We start from the raw sequence: 16,283 nt of genomic DNA on the forward strand, positions 1-16,283 counted from the left end.
CAAACTCGTGACGACAGCATCTAGCAAGATCGGCCATACAGGGCAATCGCATGAATATACCCCACGAAGATGATTGTTTAAGATTCGATTGACTTGGAGCGGATTAGAGACATCCTCTCTGAGGAGAATGCTTTTTTGAGGGAGGCACAAATGTTGGAAAAGCCCCTGGCGCTGAGCGAGGTGTTCGTATCGATTCCGGACCCGCGACAATCATCGAAGGTAACTTACGATCTGGTGGAAGTGCTGGTGGTTGTGGTGTGCGCGGTGATCTGCGGTGCGGATACGTTGGTGGAGATTGAACTTTGGGGCAAAGAGAAACTGGATTGGCTGCGTCGATATGTGCCCTTGCCGCATGGGATTCCGTCCCACGACACCCTGGGGCGGATTTTGGCGATGATCGATCCGGAAGCGTTCGGATCGGCCTTCCAGCGCTGGGCGGTGAGCGTGGTTCCGGCATTGGAACGGTAACTATGATCACACGGAACCCAACAATTATACCCAGCGCCAACCGTATCGCTGGAAGAAACGCCACGCCGAAGCCACAAACCAGACGCGGTGTCGCCACCCTTTTCTGGCAACCCCTCCCCCTAGGTGGGTGACAACAAAATCAGGCAAGTAAGCAAGACGCGTGACCCTGCGGGCCCGCAACCCCAAGTCGAAATCTTCGAAATAAAGGAAATAACCAGGATCAAAACCGCCGATTGCGCGCCAGACTGTCTCCCGGATCAGAAAGCAGCAACCGCTGATCAGCTGAAGATCAAAACGAGGCACACTCCAGTCTAGATCCCGCATCTCATATTTTTCCAGATAAGCGGAAAAGCGTTTTTGAAGCCAAGGTGGCGCCCCCCCCCGAAGCGCGAGCACCAGAACCGTCGGGTAACGTTTGCATAAGTACAGCTGCCGTCCCCGTTCATCCCGGGCATGGGGAACCACCAGACCCACATCCGGATTGGCCGCCAAAAAAGCCAGCGCCCGAACCAAGGCGTTCGGTTCCAGAAATACATCCGGGTTGAGAATCAGGCGGAAATCCACATCTTTCCCTTGTGCTTGATTATGGCCGGCACCATAACCCAGATTTCCATCATTGCAGTGAATCACCACTGGAAATCCGAATGCCTGAATCAATGCGTGCAACTTCGCTATGTAGGTCCTGCCAGAGGCGTTATCGACAAGCACCACAGTTGTTGTCATCCGGGGTTGTGTTTCCAGGAGCCGGACCAATGCCGCCTGCAAATTCGCAAGGCAGCGCTGCAATATCGGAATGGGTGACTTATGCAGGACAATGGAGACCGCAAGATGGTTTGCTGGAATATAGATGGATTCGGAAAGGGGGTCCTCCTGATCTGCCGTCCTCATCCTTGCATCAGCAGCCCAGGCGTTCGATGACTTCTTCACGAGAAAGGCCGGTCAAACTGTTCTCTCGCCAAATATACTCGTCGAATATCAACAGCCCGGTTTCACGGTAAAAACTACGCAGACTTTCCAGCATTTTCTCGGGATTGTAGCGATCCTGGATATACCGCTTTTTCATGCCGAACTGTTGGCGATAGGTAAAATGATGATGGATCACCCAAGCGCCAGGTGCATTGAGACAGGCATATCCGTTTCGGCGCAGAGCCATGGAAACTCCGACATCCTCGAAAACATTGGGATAACCGCTATGAAGATAAGGAGCCGGGTTGATGGTAAACAGGGTTGCGCCAATGGGATTCCAATCACATTCACGAAAACGTGCGCTCCCCATGTCATAAGCGAATTTCCCCCGATCATACAATGCCACACGGACAATCCCCGGTTCCTGTGTTTCCAGATATCCCCCTGAGAACTGCAGCGTCCTATCAGGGAAGAGCACTTTTGCACAGACCGATCCCACATTGTCTTGCACCTGCGCCCGTACCAGCATCTCCTCCAACCACCCCGGTTCTGCCGTTTCATCATTATCGAACACCAGAAACCAGTCGCCTTTCGCCTGCTCCAAGGCTTTTTTCCGGCCCAACGCCGGCCCCAAATTTTCGGAGGAGAAAAACAGGCGCACATTATCAAAATAACCGGCAACTTTTTGCTTGAGAAAGCGCACCGTATCCGCATCGGAGCCATTATCGAAAAGTATGATCTCATGCGGAACAACCACCGTATCCCTGAGACTCAACAAAGCCTCCCATGTCTGTTCCGGCTTACCAAAGGAAAGCATAATTATGGATAAAAACCGGTCGAATTTTCCTTCCTGGATATCCGCCCTTAACCGAGCTTCCTGTTGAATGCGTTCCGTCGCCCACTGCTGACGGGACTGTTGTTCGTGTGTCGTCTGGCGAGAGTGGAAACGGTGGTAATAGAGGAATTCCGGAAGATGCACAAAGCTCTGACTTGGATAATGAAAAGCAATCCGCATGAGCAGATCATAGTCCTGAGCAGCATTAAACCGTGGATCGAAAAGCCCCACCCGGGCGATCGCGGTACGATCAATCAATTTCAAATGCGTAGCATACATTCTCTCCAGATTTTCCCGGAAATAGTCTTGCCGGGGCAGATGCTCGAAGGAAATACGGCTGACCTCCCGATCCTGCTCATCGACATTTATTCTTCCAGTGTGCAGGTACACAGTATCCTGCTGCCAGGCTTCCATACATCGCTCAATGGCATGGGGAACCAGATAATCGTCACAGTCCAGGAAGGCGATCACATCCCCTGAACTTTTTTCCAATAATCGGTTCTGCGTTTCAGCGATGCCAAGGTTCTGTTCATTGTAAATGACCTCCAGCTTCTCTGAACGGGACCGGGAGATTTCTTCCAGAATCGGTTTCACCCGCTGATCGGGAGAAGCATCGTCACACACGATCACTTCCAGATTCTCATAGGTCTGGGCCATGGCGCTCTCCAGACAGCGGGGCAAAAACTCGGCATGGTTGTAGACAGGAATAATCAAGCTGACCTTAGGCGCTCCCTGCCGGCCGGGCGTTGCCCGCACTTCTACCGGAACGGGCTTATGGGACGTCAACCAGGATTTGATGCGTTGCTTCACGGGGAAAGGAAGCCGCCTGATCACCCCTTGCAGCGAAGGCTGTCGATAGACCCCGGAGGCCAGTTTCCAGATACTGTCCCGCCATGTGGATTCCCCGCGGATGATACGGCCCAGCTCGCGCAGGGGTGCCGTGATTTTCCATGATCGGCTGCCCAAAATCTGTGCCAGCTGCATCTGATACCGTTTAACTTCCTGAGTCAAATGCGCATTCTGCTGCTGTGCGGTCTTCAGTCTCTGGTCAACAAATAGAAGATTCTGTTTTAGCTGGGCAATCTCGTTCTCATACGCTTCCGCACCGGAAATCAACTGCTGCTTGAGAGAAGCAATCTCACTCTCATACGCTGCCGCACCGGAAATCAACTGCTGCTTGAGAGAAGCAATCTCACTCTCATACGCTGCCGAACCGGAAATCAACTGCTGCTTGAGAGAAGCAATCTCACTCTCATACGCTTCCGAACCGGAAATCAACTGCTGCTTGAGAGAAGCAATCTCACTCTCATACACTTCCGAACCGGAAATCAACTGCTGCTTGAGAGAAGCAATCTCACTCTCATACACTTCCGAACCGGAAATCAACTGCTGCTTGAGAGAAGCAATCTCACTCTCATACGCTTCCGAACCGGAAATCAACTGCTGCTTGAGAGAAGCAATCCCAGCTTTATGTTGTTCCAAATGGTCCTGCAGCAGTGCAATGCGCATATTCAATTCATGTTGTATCTGCTCATGTTGCCTTACCTGATGATGTCGACGTTCAAGATGTCGGGCCAGAAGGCGCATGCGTGCGATGATGTCGGCAATGCCTTCCCCCCCCCAGACGGGTACCCATTTTTCCAACAAGCGGATGAATGCGCCGCGCACTTCTGACATTTCCACCTGGTCTGCACCTACCCCGCTACCCGAGGCGGAAACATCATAAATTCCGACCACTTCATCCAGATATTGAAAATTCCCTCCCCGCGCCTGGATCTGGAGCCAGAAATCCCAGTCTTCGAACAAATCGAAGGTTTCATCAAAACGACACGATGCGATAGCCGATCGCCGGATGAGCGGCGCATGAATCGGAATGTAATTTTCAGTCCGCAACAGTACGGGATCGTAGGTCCGGCCAAAGCTCTGCGGCTTATCTCCGGTGGTTTCTATACGGCCATAGACCAGATCCACGCCCTGCCTGAATTGGGAGACACGCTTCTGTAAACTATCCGGTGTCAACCAGTCATCATCATCAAGAAAACAAATGAACCGGCCGCGGGCACGCATCAATCCCGCATTGGCGGCATGGGACCGCCCTCGCCCGACCACGATGCGTACATACCGGAGCCGTCCATTGAATGTGCGCCTGAAGGACTCGACTACAACCCGCGCAGAATGCAGGCCGTCATCGACCACGATCGCCTCAATGTTTCTGTAGCGCTGTTCGGCGATGGAGGCCAGTGCACGACCCAGCAGGGATGGGCGGTCATGGGTCCGGATGATGACGGAAATCAAAGGTTGTCTGAAGAGTCTTCCAATATTCGGCATGTCTCAATGATATCCCAAACTATGCATCAGATCAGCAGCGACGCGGTCGAAAATCGCCCGATCCGCTTCGTGGAAACAACAAGAATGTCGGGCACGCTGATTCCCGAACATCATCTGTGCCCGGCAACGCTGAAAAAACACATCATCGTTGTCCTGCGGAAGGTTCAGGAAACGCAATACTGTCCACAGGGTTTCCTCGGGACGATCTACAAGATTTTCATAGCGAATCTCCAGATAATATCCTTCCCGGGCCACCTTACGGCTCTGCACGATCAGGCCCTTCCACCACTGAGAGAGCTTCCCGACGTCCCCCCAGCCCAGAGCTGCCGCTGAACGCACTACATCCCAACCATTCCGGATCAACAGAATAACGCGGCAAGGTCCCAGACTGTCCCAGAGCACATCCCCGAAACGGGAGATTTCCGGGGTCTTGTTGATCCATAGCGGACGTCCCATCAATTCGGCCTGACGCTTGCCAAGAAACCGGATCAGCCATCCAGTCACCTGCCCGATTCGCTGAAGGTCCGTAGTGTCGGCCTGCAGCTCCCACCGTCTGACAGCCTGAAGCGCCTCTTCCCGGGAATACAGGATGCAGTCGGCGCCAAGCGGATAACGCTCGTATGCGGCTTTGCCGCTTGCTTCAGCGCCGCTGAGACGACGGAAATTGTAATCCACATGCCAGCGCATCCTCGCTGCCACAGCCGCCGCATCGAAACCTGCCGGGTGGATGGGCTGCATCAACGCGGCTTCTTCAGAAAAGACCGCCGGATTCGTCAAAACCCGCAACCAACGCAATGCCTCGCACAACTCCTTGGTTTCGAACCAGGGAGCGATTTCCGGATGCAACCCGAGCAGATTGATCAACAAGGTGGAACCACTGCGGAAACCGCCGATGAAGACCGGTGTGCTCATTCCATCGCCTCCCGTAACCGTCTCATGGCCGCCAACAACCGCAATCCCTGCGCACGGTCGACCCTCTGCAACGCCTCCACCGCCTGCGCGCCTGGAGCCAGGCAATGCGCACGATAAGCCATCAGGGAACGGCTGATGGTCTCGTAATCGCAATACGCCAACGGCAGCCGATAGACCGAAAGCGCCTTCCGCTTGCGATCCTGCCACGGGGTCACATCCACCACATGGGTTGCCGCCACCGGCTGGCTCACCTCATAAAGAAACAATTCCGCTTCGGTGGCGGATGCCTGCCAGGCGCAGATCGCCGCCTCGGCGACGGCCACATGGTCCCGATGCCGTTCCAGGGGCGAAGGAGCCAAAATCCAGTCCGGTCCGTAGCTGTCGATCATTTGCCGGATACGCCGCCGTAATCCGGAAGAATCCTGGCAATCGCCGTCGGGTTCGTACCACTGGACCAGGTCTTCGATACCCAACACCGCCAGCGCACGACACAATTCCCCGCTGCGGAGATGAGCCGCAGGTTCGTCAAACCGGCCTTCGGGATCGCCTGCCTCACCGGCGCTGACCGCCACCACCCGAACCTCCCCACCCACGGCACGGGTGGCGGCGAGCAGCCCTCCCACCCCCAGAGTCTCGTCTCCGGGTGGGGGGCTAACACCAACAGCCGCCTGGCAGTGATTTCCAAACGCCGGGGCAACGGATAGACCGATAATGGCTTGCTTACCGGCATTTCCAGAGGCAACTGCCGGCTTAGCCCCGGCGTCACCGGGGCGCCACGGTAAACCTGCAGATAGCCTTCCGCCACCGCTGCGGCATCGGGCCACTGCCGCATTCTTGCCTGCGCCCGATCAGACCAGGCCCGGCGTTCCTCCGGTGACCGCAGCAGGCAGGTGATGGCATCAGCGATCAGGACCGGCTGGCGCGGCGGCACCAGCCAGGCGGCATTGCCCACGACCTCGGGAACGCCGCCGACGGCAGTCACGATCGCCGGCAACCCGGCCGCCAGGGCTTCCACATTGGCCAAGCCGAAGGATTCGGTTTCCGAGGCGCTGACGTAGACATCCGCCGCCGCGTAATACACCGCCGGCTCCCAGCTGGCAGCCAGAATCAACCGTGCTCCCAGCCCTGCATCTGCGGCGATACGGCGCAGCGCAACGCTTTCCCCGGGCCCCAGCAGCACCAGACGCAACCGTTCGTCGTTTATCCGGGCGCAGGCATGAATGAGATCGACGAAGCGCTTCAGCGGCGCATCACGCCCGACCCCCAGCACGACGAACCAGTCCGGGTCCCACGCCAGTTGCGCCCGTGCCTCATTGCGCGGTGGAAACGACAGGGCGGGGCGGGGATGGGGCACGACCTGCCAATGCGCCGGTAGCGGATAGACGCCCAGATCCCGCGCCAGCTGCGCACGTCCTGCCTGAGTCGGCGTCATCACCCAGTCGGCCCGGCGCAGGATCCCTGCCTCCCAGCGCCGCAGCCAGGCCATCGCACCGGCGTCGAGGGGAGCGCCATCCTCGTGCAGCGCCTGGGTGTAACTGCCGAAACCATGCTGAGTCAGGCCGTGGCGTACCTGACGCGCCCGCAGTCCTCCATACCACCAGCGCCACCATTGGAATCCGGCGGTAATAATCGGGTCGTGGCAATGGACGTGGCTGATTTCGTCGCGAAAGGCCACCTTTGCCGCCAGCCGCCCCATGTTGAGGCGTTCGAGAATACCGCCGGCCAGGGCCTGGGCGTCCGTCCCCGGAAAGCGCCGCTTTAACCAACGGGCGAACCCGGGTCGCCAGCGTTGCAGCCACGCCAGGCCGCGGGATCCGGCGTCCTCCTGGGACAGATAGGCCACCCGCACCCCCCGCCGGTGCAGCTCGGCCACCACCGGGTCGAGACTGCGGCCGAGACCGAAGCGGCGGTCATCAGGCCGTTCACGGGTCACGATCAGAAGGGATTCGACGCTTTCCATTCAGAAAAAGTCGGTATCGCCGGGCATCAGCCACCAACGTTCCCGCAGGGATTCCGGAGACGGACCTTCGGTCCAGATACCCGTCGGCACGTGTACCTCCAGCGGCGTGGCGGTACCGCCCAGCGCTGTCAACCGCCCGGCCGGCACCGTGCTCGCCCAGGTATACAATTCCTTTCCACCCAAACGGGTCACCATGCGCCGGGCCTGGGCCAGCGCCTCGCCCAGATCGGCCGCCCCGCCCAGCCAGTCTACCCACAGCCAGCGGTCGCCATCGCGCCGCAGCACGATCAATCCCAACGGCTGCCGCAGCAGGCGCGCCTCCAGCAGCAGACATTCATAACGATGCTCGGGATGGTGAAGATAGCGGTGCACGAGGAAAGGGAAACAGCGCTCTCCGGTCAAGCATCCATTCAGATCATGCCGCATTCGCGCCCACAGGGCGTCGACGAGAGGCGCATCGCTTTCCGGGCGGAAATGACGAATGCGGCTGCGCCAGCGGGGCCGGTCCGGCAACGGTGGCCAGCGGAACTCGTGCATGCGGTCCACCCGGGCGTACAGCCCGAGGCGCTCGGCCAGTCTCATGGCACGCAGGTTGGGAAAGCCGAAGCCCAACAAAAAGGGCCGCCCATAGCCCACCCAGGTTTCCTGAAACGCCGCGGCACAGCGCTGGAAAAGACCGCGGCGGGTCAGGACGCCCCGCTCACTGGCCTTGACCATGACGTCGCCGACCTGGAAGGCGGGAATCACTTCGCCGCGCCAATGGATCCTTCGGGGGAAGGCGGCATAGTGGGCCACCAGCGTCTCATCACGCCAGGCGCCGAAAGCAAAACCGCGGCCGTCGCCGTACTTCCACTGCCACCAGGCCCGGGCTTTGACCACCCCGAACACCTCCTCGAACAGCGCATGAACGCGGGAATCATTGAGCGAATCCACCGGCCCGATCCGTAAGTGGCCAGTTTTGGAAGTCAGCTCTGCGGTGGCAGCCATCGGTGATCCATCCAGCACAGTCCCAGTTCCTTGCCCCGCTGACGCACCCGGAAACGCAGCTGCCCCGGCCGGCAATCGTAGATGTGGACGCCGGTCCGGTCCAGCAGATACAGGTCACAGGCATATTCGCCCGACAGCAATGGCAGACTGGGAATTTCATATACGATTCCCAGCCGCCCCCGCCCTTGGGGAACCAGGGAGACGCCATCCAGTTCCGTGCTGGCGCCGAAACAGGCGACTCCATCGTTGCGCCGAATCACCACGCCCACGTGCAGATCCTCCGGGGAGACCTGCCCTGGGGCTGCCTCCACCATCAGGCGCAGGGGGTGCCCGGTCTCGCACACAGGCACCCCCGCTCCCGCCGGAACGAGCAGCCGGGCGTCCTCGATCCAGGCCGGTTTGACATCCGGTAATGCGGCAGGTGTTTGCGAAGGCGGTACGGCAGCAGCGGGATGGCGCCGATCCTGGCGGCGGACGTGATCCTGGTAGGCGTCCACCACCGTCTCCACCGGCCCCAGCATCCGCATCCGCCCGTGGTCCAGCCACAGGACACGGTCACAGAGATGACGCACCTGATAGAGGGAATGGGAGCAAAACAGCAGCGCCTTGCCGCGCTCACGAAACGAGATCATCCGATCCATGCATTTCTTCTGGAAATGTGCATCGCCTACCGCCAGGGCCTCGTCGACGATGAGGATGTCCGGATCGACGCCGGTCACCAGGGAGAAGGCCAGGCGCACGTACATGCCGGAGGAGTACGCCTTGACCGGCTGGTGAATGAACGCCTCCAGTTCCGAGAATTCGATGATCTCGGGGATGCGGGCCTCGGCTTCCGCCTCGCTCAGCCCCATAAGGGCGAGCCCCAGGCGTAGGTTGTCCAGCCCGGAGAACTCCGGATGGAATCCGGCACCGAGCTCCAGGATGGCGCTGACCCGGCCGTGGGTCTCCAGCGTTCCCTCGGAGGGCGCGATGGTGCCGGACAGAATCTTCAGCAGGGTGCTCTTGCCGGCGCCGTTGTCGCCGACGATCCCCAAAGTCTCGCCATAGTCCAGCTGGAACGACACCCCGGCCAGGGCGTGGAACAGAGTATGGCGCCGCTGCCGCAGGCACATCTCCAGCAGGCTGTCGAAGGGGCGGGCGTAGCGGCGATAGCTCTTGCCCAGGTTCCAGGCGGTCAGGGCAGCGGTCATAGAAAGTCCTTGGCACGGGCCAACGCCCGATTGAAGAAGACCAGTGCCGCCACCGCCAGAGCCAAGCTTCCCAAGGCCAGCCCCCAGAATTCCGGCGGCGGCGGTGACCCTTCGATCAGAACGGCCCGGTAGGCCGCCACCAGCCAGTGAAACGGATTGACCTGCAGCAGCCAGCGCCACGACTCGGGCACCAGCTGCGGTGGATAGATGATGGGGGTCATGAAGAAACCCAAGGTCAGCAACAGCCCCAGCAAACGTCCGAAATCCGGCTGGAAAACCGCCAGAATGCTGGCGATCCAAGTAAGTCCGGCGGTCAGTGCCAGACGCACCCCCACCAATAGCGGCGCCAGCAGCCACCACGGCGACACCGTCCCGTGGTAACCCACCACCCCCAGCATCAGGATGGCCAGACCGATGCCCTCCGCCAGGGCGCTCGCCAGCACTTCCACCAACGGCAGCATCCAGCCGGGAAAGCGCGTGTGGATCAGCAGCGGCCGGTTGCCGGGCAGGACCCCTACTCCGGCCAACACCGCCTGCTGCAGGCTGTTGTAGGGAACCAGCCCGCACCAGAGGTATAGGGCGAAGTTTCCCAGCCCGTCTCCGACCCCAAAGCGCACCTGCAGGAAACGGCCGAACACTAGAAGGTAGAGGGCGAACAGGAAGGCGGGTTCCAGGATCAGCCAGCCGAGCCCAAGCACCGAACCGCGGAACTGGCTGAGCACCTGGCGCCGCAACAGTTGCCACAAGGCCCAGCGCAGCGCCCCCAGCTCGCGGAGGGGAGACACGATATCTTGCCTTAGGCTAAGACGCATTCGTTCAGTCGCTATCGGCCTGTCCCGGTGATTGCTGCGCCAGTTCCCGGCGCTTCCTTTCCACGTAGGCATCAAGCAGCGGCTGGTTGATCTTCAATGTCCGGTTCTTGCGCGCCTCCAGGAACCGGTTGACCCGGTCGCGGCGGTAGTCCCCCTCCAGGCGCGCAACGATGCGCGCCTTGACCGCCTCGAAGGGCAGCAGGCGGGCCGGCTTGCGGTCCCAGACCTTGACCACGTGATAGCCGTAGGGCCGCTCCACCAGGCCGACCTCCCCCTTGCCGAGGGCGAACACCTGACGGGAGAAGCCCGGCTTGAGACGGTTCGGGGTGATCCAGCCCAGCCGTCCCCGGTTCTCCTTCGCCTTGGGGGCGTCGGAATACTTCAGCACCAGTTGGTCGAAATCCGCCCCCTGCCGGGCCTGAGCCAGCACCTCCTCGGCCAGGCGGCGGGCTTCTTCCAAAGAGCGCTTGCCCCGGGCCTCGATGAGGATGTGGGACACCTCGGCCTGGGGCGGGGTTCTGAATTCCTCCGGATGGGCCCGGTAGTACTCCCGCGCCGCCTCGGTCATGTCCGGTGCCGGGGTTTCGCGGACCTTTTTCAGCAATTCGTGGGCCAGCACCTGGTCCCGGTGGCTTTCCAGCTCCGCCTGCACCAAAGGATCACGGTCGAGCCCTTCAGCCTCGGCCTCTTTGGCCAGCAGCCGGGCCAGGTAGAGTTTGGAGATCAGCTCCTGCAGGCGCTTTGGATCCTCCAGGGCCTTGCGCTGGGCCTCGGGCGGCAGCCGGCGCAGCTGCACCTCCAGGTAGCCCAACGGCACCTGCAGCCCCTCACCGCCCGCCAGCGGCGCCGACCAGTCCTCGGCCCTGCCCCAGGACGCCAGGGCCAGCAGCACGCTGGCGGCCAGTCCGCGTTTCAGTCTCTTTTGCATCTTGCTTCCGTCATCTTGCTCATCCGCCACAAAAGGGGAAGGCGGGCATGAGCCCGCCTTCCGCATCGGGGCTGCCAGACAGCCCCCTAGGTCATGCCAGGATGACCGCCGTATTGGGGTGCCGGAGTCTGGTTACTTCCATCATTCCAGGTTATTTCCATCATCATCGGCATCCACAGTCGGCGTAATGGAGCGCTCGAAACGGTGCTCGAGGGTTTCGCCGAAGTAGGTGCCGGACTGGATGTTGAAGTCGCTGCCCTGCAGGGCAGCGAAGCCAACGACCGGCACACCGCAGGTGACGGTAGCCGGATCGCCATCTTGGATGAAGCCAGGCACTGTATCATCGCTCAAATCAGCATTCTCCAGGCAGATACCGTTGGTGGCACTGTCGACGAAGCTGATCTTGGCCCAGCCGGCCTTGAAGTCCACGCCCGGGTTGATGTTGGTGCGTTCCGTCGCCCCGAGGATGGAGCTGCCGCTTTCGGCGAAGGTCAGGATGTTGACCTCGCGGGACAGGATGATCTTGTTGGTTTCAGGCTCGAGCACCGGCGAGACGGTAAAGCCGGTATCCTCCTGCTTGATCGTCCCTTCCTCGTAGTCGTAGACCGCCACCGAAACCTCCACGTCCTTGTCACGGTCCTTGAAGCAGACGTTCTCACCCTCGGTGGTACCGGTTCCCGAGACGGGCGAGCCCACCGGGTTGCTGCAGGTGTACTCGCCGGTCTGGTCGTCGAACAGCAGCACGCCGTTGTGCCACTTGCCGTTGAAGATACCGTGCTTCTTCATCGGGAAGGTGAGCACCCACTCGGTGGCCCCGTCGAAGTCGGGGTTGACGAAGTAGGAGTTCATCACCGCCTCGGCCTGAAGCACGTGGGCGATCGGCAGCGGGTTGGTGCCCGAACGCGGGGTGTGTGTGTCGCCGTCGTTCAGGGTGGCGTCATAGGTCTCCGGCCAGTTCCTCAGCAGCAGGGCGCCGTCGGTGCTCGCGTCCACCACCAGCGTGCTGTCGACATCGCCGGAAGCCAGCGACGGCAACAGGAAGTTGACCGGGTCGTCGGGACGGTAGTGCTGGCTGCGGGTCGAATAGTGATCGATCGCGGTACCTTCGGCGATGAAGGCCGAACCGGTCGGCGTGTTCAGCAGCACTTCGAAGGCATAGATGCCGCCGGTCGGTTTGCTGAGGGCGCCATCCTCATCCCCAACGTACTCGATACTATTGGGCGCGTAGCTTCCCCAGTTTTCGACCTCGGCACCTGAAGACTCCTTACTTTTGGTAACCCCGTTGGTCCAGGCCGCTTCGATGGCCTGGCAGTTGGGCGGCACGCCGTCCTTATGCTTGATGGCGTCGGTCAGCTTGATGGCGCCGCCTTCGCTATCATCGGTGGTCGCGCCGTCACCATCCAGGTCGACATAGGTATCGGTGTCGATAGTGCCGACCTCGATGATCTCGATGTAACCCTCACGGGCGTCGGCATCGGTCACGTCCGGATAGACCACGTTCATGTCCCAGCCGGTGCTGTTGAGCGTGAGGCCGGAGACGCCGTTGATGGTCAGGGGGGCGTCGTTGCGCGGCAGGGTACAGGTCGTGTCGGCCGACACCAGATTGGCCCGCGTCACGGTCTCGCCGTTGACGGTGCGCTGCACCGGACGGATCACCCCTTTCCACACGTCATGAGGCGACATGTAGATGTTGAAGTCGAGCACGTCCTGGGAGTTGCCGCTTTCACGCAGGCGCACCTTGACGATCTTGTATTCGTCCTGGGTGTTGACGATCTCGACATTGGTGACGAAATTGTTGTTGACGTTGTAGTACGGCAGGATGATCACCTGGCCGGTACGATCCGGATTCACGGTCACCGCGGAAGCGCTGCCGACGGCACCAGCCGCCGCCACTGCCAAGGCGATCCTGGAGAGTTTGAACTTCCTCATGAGTCAGCTCCTTATTGAGTTAACGAACCAAAAGTTTAGGCAAATATATAGGTTTTCAGCCACCGCCTCAAACGCCTCCTCCCTAAGACGACGCTTCACGCAGAGGCGGCACCACTAATCCGATGCCTGAAGCTTAGGAGGTTTCTCCGCGGACTGCAAGCGAAAAGTCCAGCGACTTCCGCTTCCACATCCCCTACCCCCTCGTTGCTTTTTCACCACGATCAATCTGCCTAATTGTCGAGGCTCAATGTTAGCACAGTTTAGCGGGAACACAACAACTCTTCCCGAAATCTGTCACGGAATACCCGAATCTACGCAACCGGCGGGGCAACTGTGTTGCAGCGACACAACACAAGGATTCAGCGACGGTCAGCTTTCCGGCACGTACCACCATTCACCTGCCTTATAAATCCAGCGTTCGCGCACCGGATTGACCGATTCGATCGGCTCTCCCATGCGGGGGACCATCAGCCGCACCTTGACCTGCATATCCACGTTGCAGACGTCCTTTTCCGGGCAGGTTACCCGTTCGACACGGGCTTCACGCCATTTGCCGACGCCGTGAATCCCGCGACGATAACGTTCCAGGGACTTGATCTTGCGGTAGCCCGGAGCCAGATAGGCATAGGCGGTTTCTATGTCCCCCCGAATCAGGGCGTCCCAGCGGGCCTGGGCCCGCCGGGCCACCCGCTCTTCGCGGGAGAGCGCCGCAAAGTTGCAGGCAGCGAGCAAAAACGGCAGCAGCGTCAGGATGCTAACCAAGCGTCTCAAAACCGGTCCTCCTTGTCGTTGGCGAATTTCCGCGCCGTTTTCGGCGGCGCGTGATTCTAACATTGAACTTCAGCGCGGCACATCCTGCTGCAGATGATACTTCATCCCGGTGACAATTCCATGACAACCAGTCTGCCTGGAACGATCAAAACGCAAGTATAGCGCTTCAGTGCAACTTTTCCACCCAACGCCTGGCAGCCGCCGAGACCAAAAGCCACCGGCAGGAGGCGCTAAGTGAGAAGGGTGCCGCCCAAAAAGCAATACGCGGTATACTTTCCCACCCCCAACCTCAGCAAGGAACCCCCATGCGACCCAGCGGCCGAAAGCCCGACGAACTGCGACCGATCCGTTTCACCTGCCACTACACCAAGCACGCCGAAGGCTCGGTGCTGGTGGAATTCGGCGACACCCGGGTGCTGTGCACCGCCAGCGTGGACGAACGGGTGCCCCCCTTCCTGCGCGGCCAGAACCAAGGCTGGGTCACCGCCGAGTACGGCATGCTGCCCCGGGCCACCCACGAACGCACCCACCGCGAGGCCAGCCGCGGCCGCCAGCAGGGGCGCACCCTGGAGATCCAGCGTCTCATCGGCCGGGCCCTGCGGGCGGCGGTGGACCTCAAGGCGCTGGGAGAGCGCACCGTCATCGTCGACTGCGATGTGCTCCAGGCCGACGGCGGCACCCGCACCGCCGCCATCACCGGCGGCTTCGTCGCCTTAGGTCTGGCGGTGGAGAAACTGCTGCAGGAAGGCAGGATCCGCAAGAATCCCCTCCACGGCCAGATCGCCTCGGTGTCGGTGGGCATCTACCGCGGCGTGCCGGTGCTCGATCTCGACTACCTTGAGGACTGCGAGGCCGAAACCGACATGAACGTGGTCAAGAACGACGGCAACGCCTACGTGGAGATCCAGGGCACCGCCGAAGGCCACCCCTTCCGCCGCGACGAACTGGAAGCGATGCTGAACCTGGCCGACAAGGGCATCGCCGAACTGCTGGAACACCAACGCCAGGCGCTGGCCCTGGCCGGGGTGGCGTGAGCGCCGTGCGCCTGGTCCTGGCCAGCGGCAACCGCGGCAAGCTCCGCGAGATTCAGGCCCTGCTTTCCCCGCACGGGGTCAGGGTGCTGCCCCAGACCGCCTTTGCGGTGGCCGAAGCGAAGGAGACCGCCCCCACCTTCGTGGAGAACGCCCTCATCAAGGCCCGCAACGCCGCCCGTTACACCGGCCTGCCGGCTTTGGCGGACGATTCCGGTCTGGAAGTGGCAGCCCTGGCCGGCGCTCCCGGGGTACATTCGGCCCGCTATGCCGGTCCCGACGCCGATGACCGCCTCAACAACGCCAAACTGCTGGAGGCACTGGCGGAATTCCAGGGAGAGGAGCGCCGCGCCCGGTTCCGCTGCGTGCTGGTGCTGGTGCGCCACCCCTTCGATCCCAGCCCGCTGATCGCCGAAGGCACCTGGGAAGGGCGGATCGCCGAGGCGCCCAGGGGGGAAGGCGGCTTCGGCTACGACCCGCTGTTCTGGCTGCCGGACCGCGGCTGCACCGCCGCCGAACTGCCGCCGGAGGAGAAGAACCGCCTCAGCCACCGGGGCCAGGCGCTGCGCCAGTTGCTGGCCCGCTGGCCGGCGCTCTAGCTGCCGCTGCAACGCACGCCCCGGTACACCTCGTCCAGCGCCAGGCTCAGGCCGACCGAAGCCAGATCTATCTGTTCCCCGGGCCCGTAGATCGCCAGATCCCAGCCCGTAACGCTGCGGCGGTATAGTTCCGCCCGCGGTCGCGCCTGCTCCAGCAGCAGGTATTCCTGGAGCGTGGGGATGGCCTGATAGGCCAGGCGCTTGACGGTACGGTCGCGCTGGGCGGTGGTTTCCGACAGCACCTCGACGATCAGCACCGGCCGCTCCAGATAGAAATCATGGTCGTCGTCGGGATCGCAGCCGACCACCACGCCGGGGTAGAAGAAGCAATCGTCCACGTGGACTTTCATGTCGGCCATGAACACTTCGCAGGGAGTGCCTTGCAGATGGGCGTGCAGCAGAGCGAACATGTTCCCTGCAATGCGACCATGGTTGCGGCTGGCGCCGACCATGGCCACCACTTCCCCGTGTTCGTACTCGTGGCGGATGTCGGAATACTGCTCACCCTCCAGGTATTCCTCGATGCTCAGCTTGACGTTGCGTTTGACGATGGGCATGGGACTTCTCCCGTCAGTGGTATTCGAGGCCGAGGCAAACTACCTGATCTCCAGAGACGCCTGCAGGGTC

General features: G+C 60.8%; 14 protein-coding genes and 1 pseudogene. 3 read left to right on the forward strand and 12 right to left on the reverse strand.

The annotated features are described in order from the left end of the window. Positions 1–150 precede the first annotated feature (150 nt). The gene (locus tag MCIT9_RS01145) at positions 151–468 is read left to right on the forward strand and encodes an ISAs1 family transposase (protein WP_317705611.1); all 318 of its coding nucleotides are present in this window, start codon (positions 151–153) and stop codon (positions 466–468) included. Positions 469–492: 24 nt separating this feature from the next. Here MCIT9_RS01145 and MCIT9_RS01150 read toward each other — a convergent pair whose 3' ends face one another. The 11 genes and pseudogenes from MCIT9_RS01150 to MCIT9_RS01200 all read right to left on the reverse strand — a co-directional run bounded on the left by MCIT9_RS01150 (position 493) and on the right by MCIT9_RS01200 (position 14,026). Further along, positions 493–1,356, reverse strand: a complete 864-nt coding sequence (locus tag MCIT9_RS01150) for a glycosyltransferase family 2 protein (protein ID WP_317705612.1) — start codon at positions 1,354–1,356, stop codon at positions 493–495. Positions 1,357–1,363: 7 nt separating this feature from the next. Further along, the gene (locus tag MCIT9_RS01155; RefSeq protein ID WP_317705613.1) at positions 1,364–4,537 is read right to left on the reverse strand and encodes a glycosyltransferase; all 3,174 of its coding nucleotides are present in this window, start codon (positions 4,535–4,537) and stop codon (positions 1,364–1,366) included. A gap of 3 nt (positions 4,538–4,540) precedes the next feature. Further along, a complete protein-coding gene (locus tag MCIT9_RS01160) occupies positions 4,541–5,449 on the reverse strand; it encodes a sulfotransferase (protein WP_317705614.1) in 909 nt (302 codons plus the stop codon). After that, a complete protein-coding gene (locus MCIT9_RS01165; protein WP_317706679.1) occupies positions 5,446–6,273 on the reverse strand; it encodes a PIG-L deacetylase family protein in 828 nt (275 codons plus the stop codon). The genes MCIT9_RS01160 and MCIT9_RS01165 overlap by 4 nt, the downstream gene beginning before the upstream one ends. After that, positions 6,258–7,409: pseudogene (locus MCIT9_RS01170) on the reverse strand (glycosyltransferase family 4 protein); the annotation flags it as partial. The gene MCIT9_RS01165 and the pseudogene MCIT9_RS01170, both read right to left, overlap by 16 nt. Then, positions 7,410–8,342, reverse strand: a complete 933-nt coding sequence (locus MCIT9_RS01175; RefSeq protein WP_317705615.1) for a GNAT family N-acetyltransferase — start codon at positions 8,340–8,342, stop codon at positions 7,410–7,412. Positions 8,343–8,374: 32 nt separating this feature from the next. After that, positions 8,375–9,586: an ABC transporter ATP-binding protein gene (locus MCIT9_RS01180; protein ID WP_317705616.1), complete on the reverse strand. Its 1,212-nt coding sequence runs from the start codon at positions 9,584–9,586 to the stop codon at positions 8,375–8,377. Next, entirely contained in the window at positions 9,583–10,371 is a 789-nt protein-coding gene (locus tag MCIT9_RS01185; protein ID WP_317705617.1) for an ABC transporter permease, read from the reverse strand. Before MCIT9_RS01185 ends, MCIT9_RS01180 begins: the two co-directional genes overlap by 4 nt. Positions 10,372–10,402: 31 nt before the next feature. Further along, the gene (locus MCIT9_RS01190) at positions 10,403–11,326 is read right to left on the reverse strand and encodes a peptidylprolyl isomerase (RefSeq protein ID WP_317705618.1); all 924 of its coding nucleotides are present in this window, start codon (positions 11,324–11,326) and stop codon (positions 10,403–10,405) included. A 141-nt stretch (positions 11,327–11,467) separates the two neighbouring features. Further along, positions 11,468–13,255: a hypothetical protein gene (locus tag MCIT9_RS01195; protein WP_317705619.1), complete on the reverse strand. Its 1,788-nt coding sequence runs from the start codon at positions 13,253–13,255 to the stop codon at positions 11,468–11,470. Positions 13,256–13,624: 369 nt separating this feature from the next. Beyond that, complete coding sequence (locus MCIT9_RS01200; RefSeq protein ID WP_317705620.1) at positions 13,625–14,026, reverse strand: hypothetical protein; 402 nt, start codon at positions 14,024–14,026, stop codon at positions 13,625–13,627. A 305-nt stretch (positions 14,027–14,331) separates the two neighbouring features. Between MCIT9_RS01200 and rph the strand changes: the two genes are divergently transcribed. Both rph and rdgB read left to right on the forward strand, forming a co-directional pair. Beyond that, positions 14,332–15,060 carry a ribonuclease PH gene (gene rph / locus MCIT9_RS01205; RefSeq protein ID WP_317705621.1) on the forward strand — a complete coding sequence of 243 codons (729 nt, stop codon included), beginning with the start codon at positions 14,332–14,334 and terminating at the stop codon, positions 15,058–15,060. Beyond that, positions 15,057–15,656 carry an RdgB/HAM1 family non-canonical purine NTP pyrophosphatase gene (rdgB, locus tag MCIT9_RS01210; RefSeq protein WP_317705622.1) on the forward strand — a complete coding sequence of 200 codons (600 nt, stop codon included), beginning with the start codon at positions 15,057–15,059 and terminating at the stop codon, positions 15,654–15,656. Before rph ends, rdgB begins: the two co-directional genes overlap by 4 nt. Here the strand turns inward: rdgB and MCIT9_RS01215 are convergent. Beyond that, positions 15,653–16,213 (reverse strand): Uma2 family endonuclease, encoded by a 561-nt coding sequence (locus tag MCIT9_RS01215; protein ID WP_317705623.1) that lies wholly within the window; start codon positions 16,211–16,213, stop codon positions 15,653–15,655. The two genes, rdgB and MCIT9_RS01215, sit on opposite strands and share 4 nt — an antisense overlap. Between the last annotated feature and the right edge of the window lie 70 nt (positions 16,214–16,283).

Source organism: Methylomarinovum caldicuralii (assembly GCF_033126985.1).
Lineage (GTDB): Bacteria > Pseudomonadota > Gammaproteobacteria > Methylococcales > Methylothermaceae > Methylohalobius > Methylohalobius caldicuralii.

Excerpts from the sequence above, each read along its gene's own strand:
- MCIT9_RS01145 (WP_317705611.1), top strand. The coding sequence starts at position 151 with ATGTTGGAAAAGCCCCTGGCGCTGAGCGAGGTGTTCGTATCGATTCCG.
- MCIT9_RS01150 (WP_317705612.1), bottom strand. The coding sequence starts at position 1,356 with ATGAGGACGGCAGATCAGGAGGACCCCCTTTCCGAATCCATCTATATT.
- MCIT9_RS01155 (WP_317705613.1), bottom strand. The coding sequence starts at position 4,537 with ATGCCGAATATTGGAAGACTCTTCAGACAACCTTTGATTTCCGTCATC.
- MCIT9_RS01160 (WP_317705614.1), bottom strand. The coding sequence starts at position 5,449 with ATGAGCACACCGGTCTTCATCGGCGGTTTCCGCAGTGGTTCCACCTTG.
- MCIT9_RS01180 (WP_317705616.1), bottom strand. The coding sequence starts at position 9,586 with ATGACCGCTGCCCTGACCGCCTGGAACCTGGGCAAGAGCTATCGCCGC.
- MCIT9_RS01190 (WP_317705618.1), bottom strand. The coding sequence starts at position 11,326 with ATGCAAAAGAGACTGAAACGCGGACTGGCCGCCAGCGTGCTGCTGGCC.
- MCIT9_RS01195 (WP_317705619.1), bottom strand. The coding sequence starts at position 13,255 with ATGAGGAAGTTCAAACTCTCCAGGATCGCCTTGGCAGTGGCGGCGGCT.
- rph (WP_317705621.1), top strand. The coding sequence starts at position 14,332 with ATGCGACCCAGCGGCCGAAAGCCCGACGAACTGCGACCGATCCGTTTC.
- MCIT9_RS01215 (WP_317705623.1), bottom strand. The coding sequence starts at position 16,213 with ATGCCCATCGTCAAACGCAACGTCAAGCTGAGCATCGAGGAATACCTG.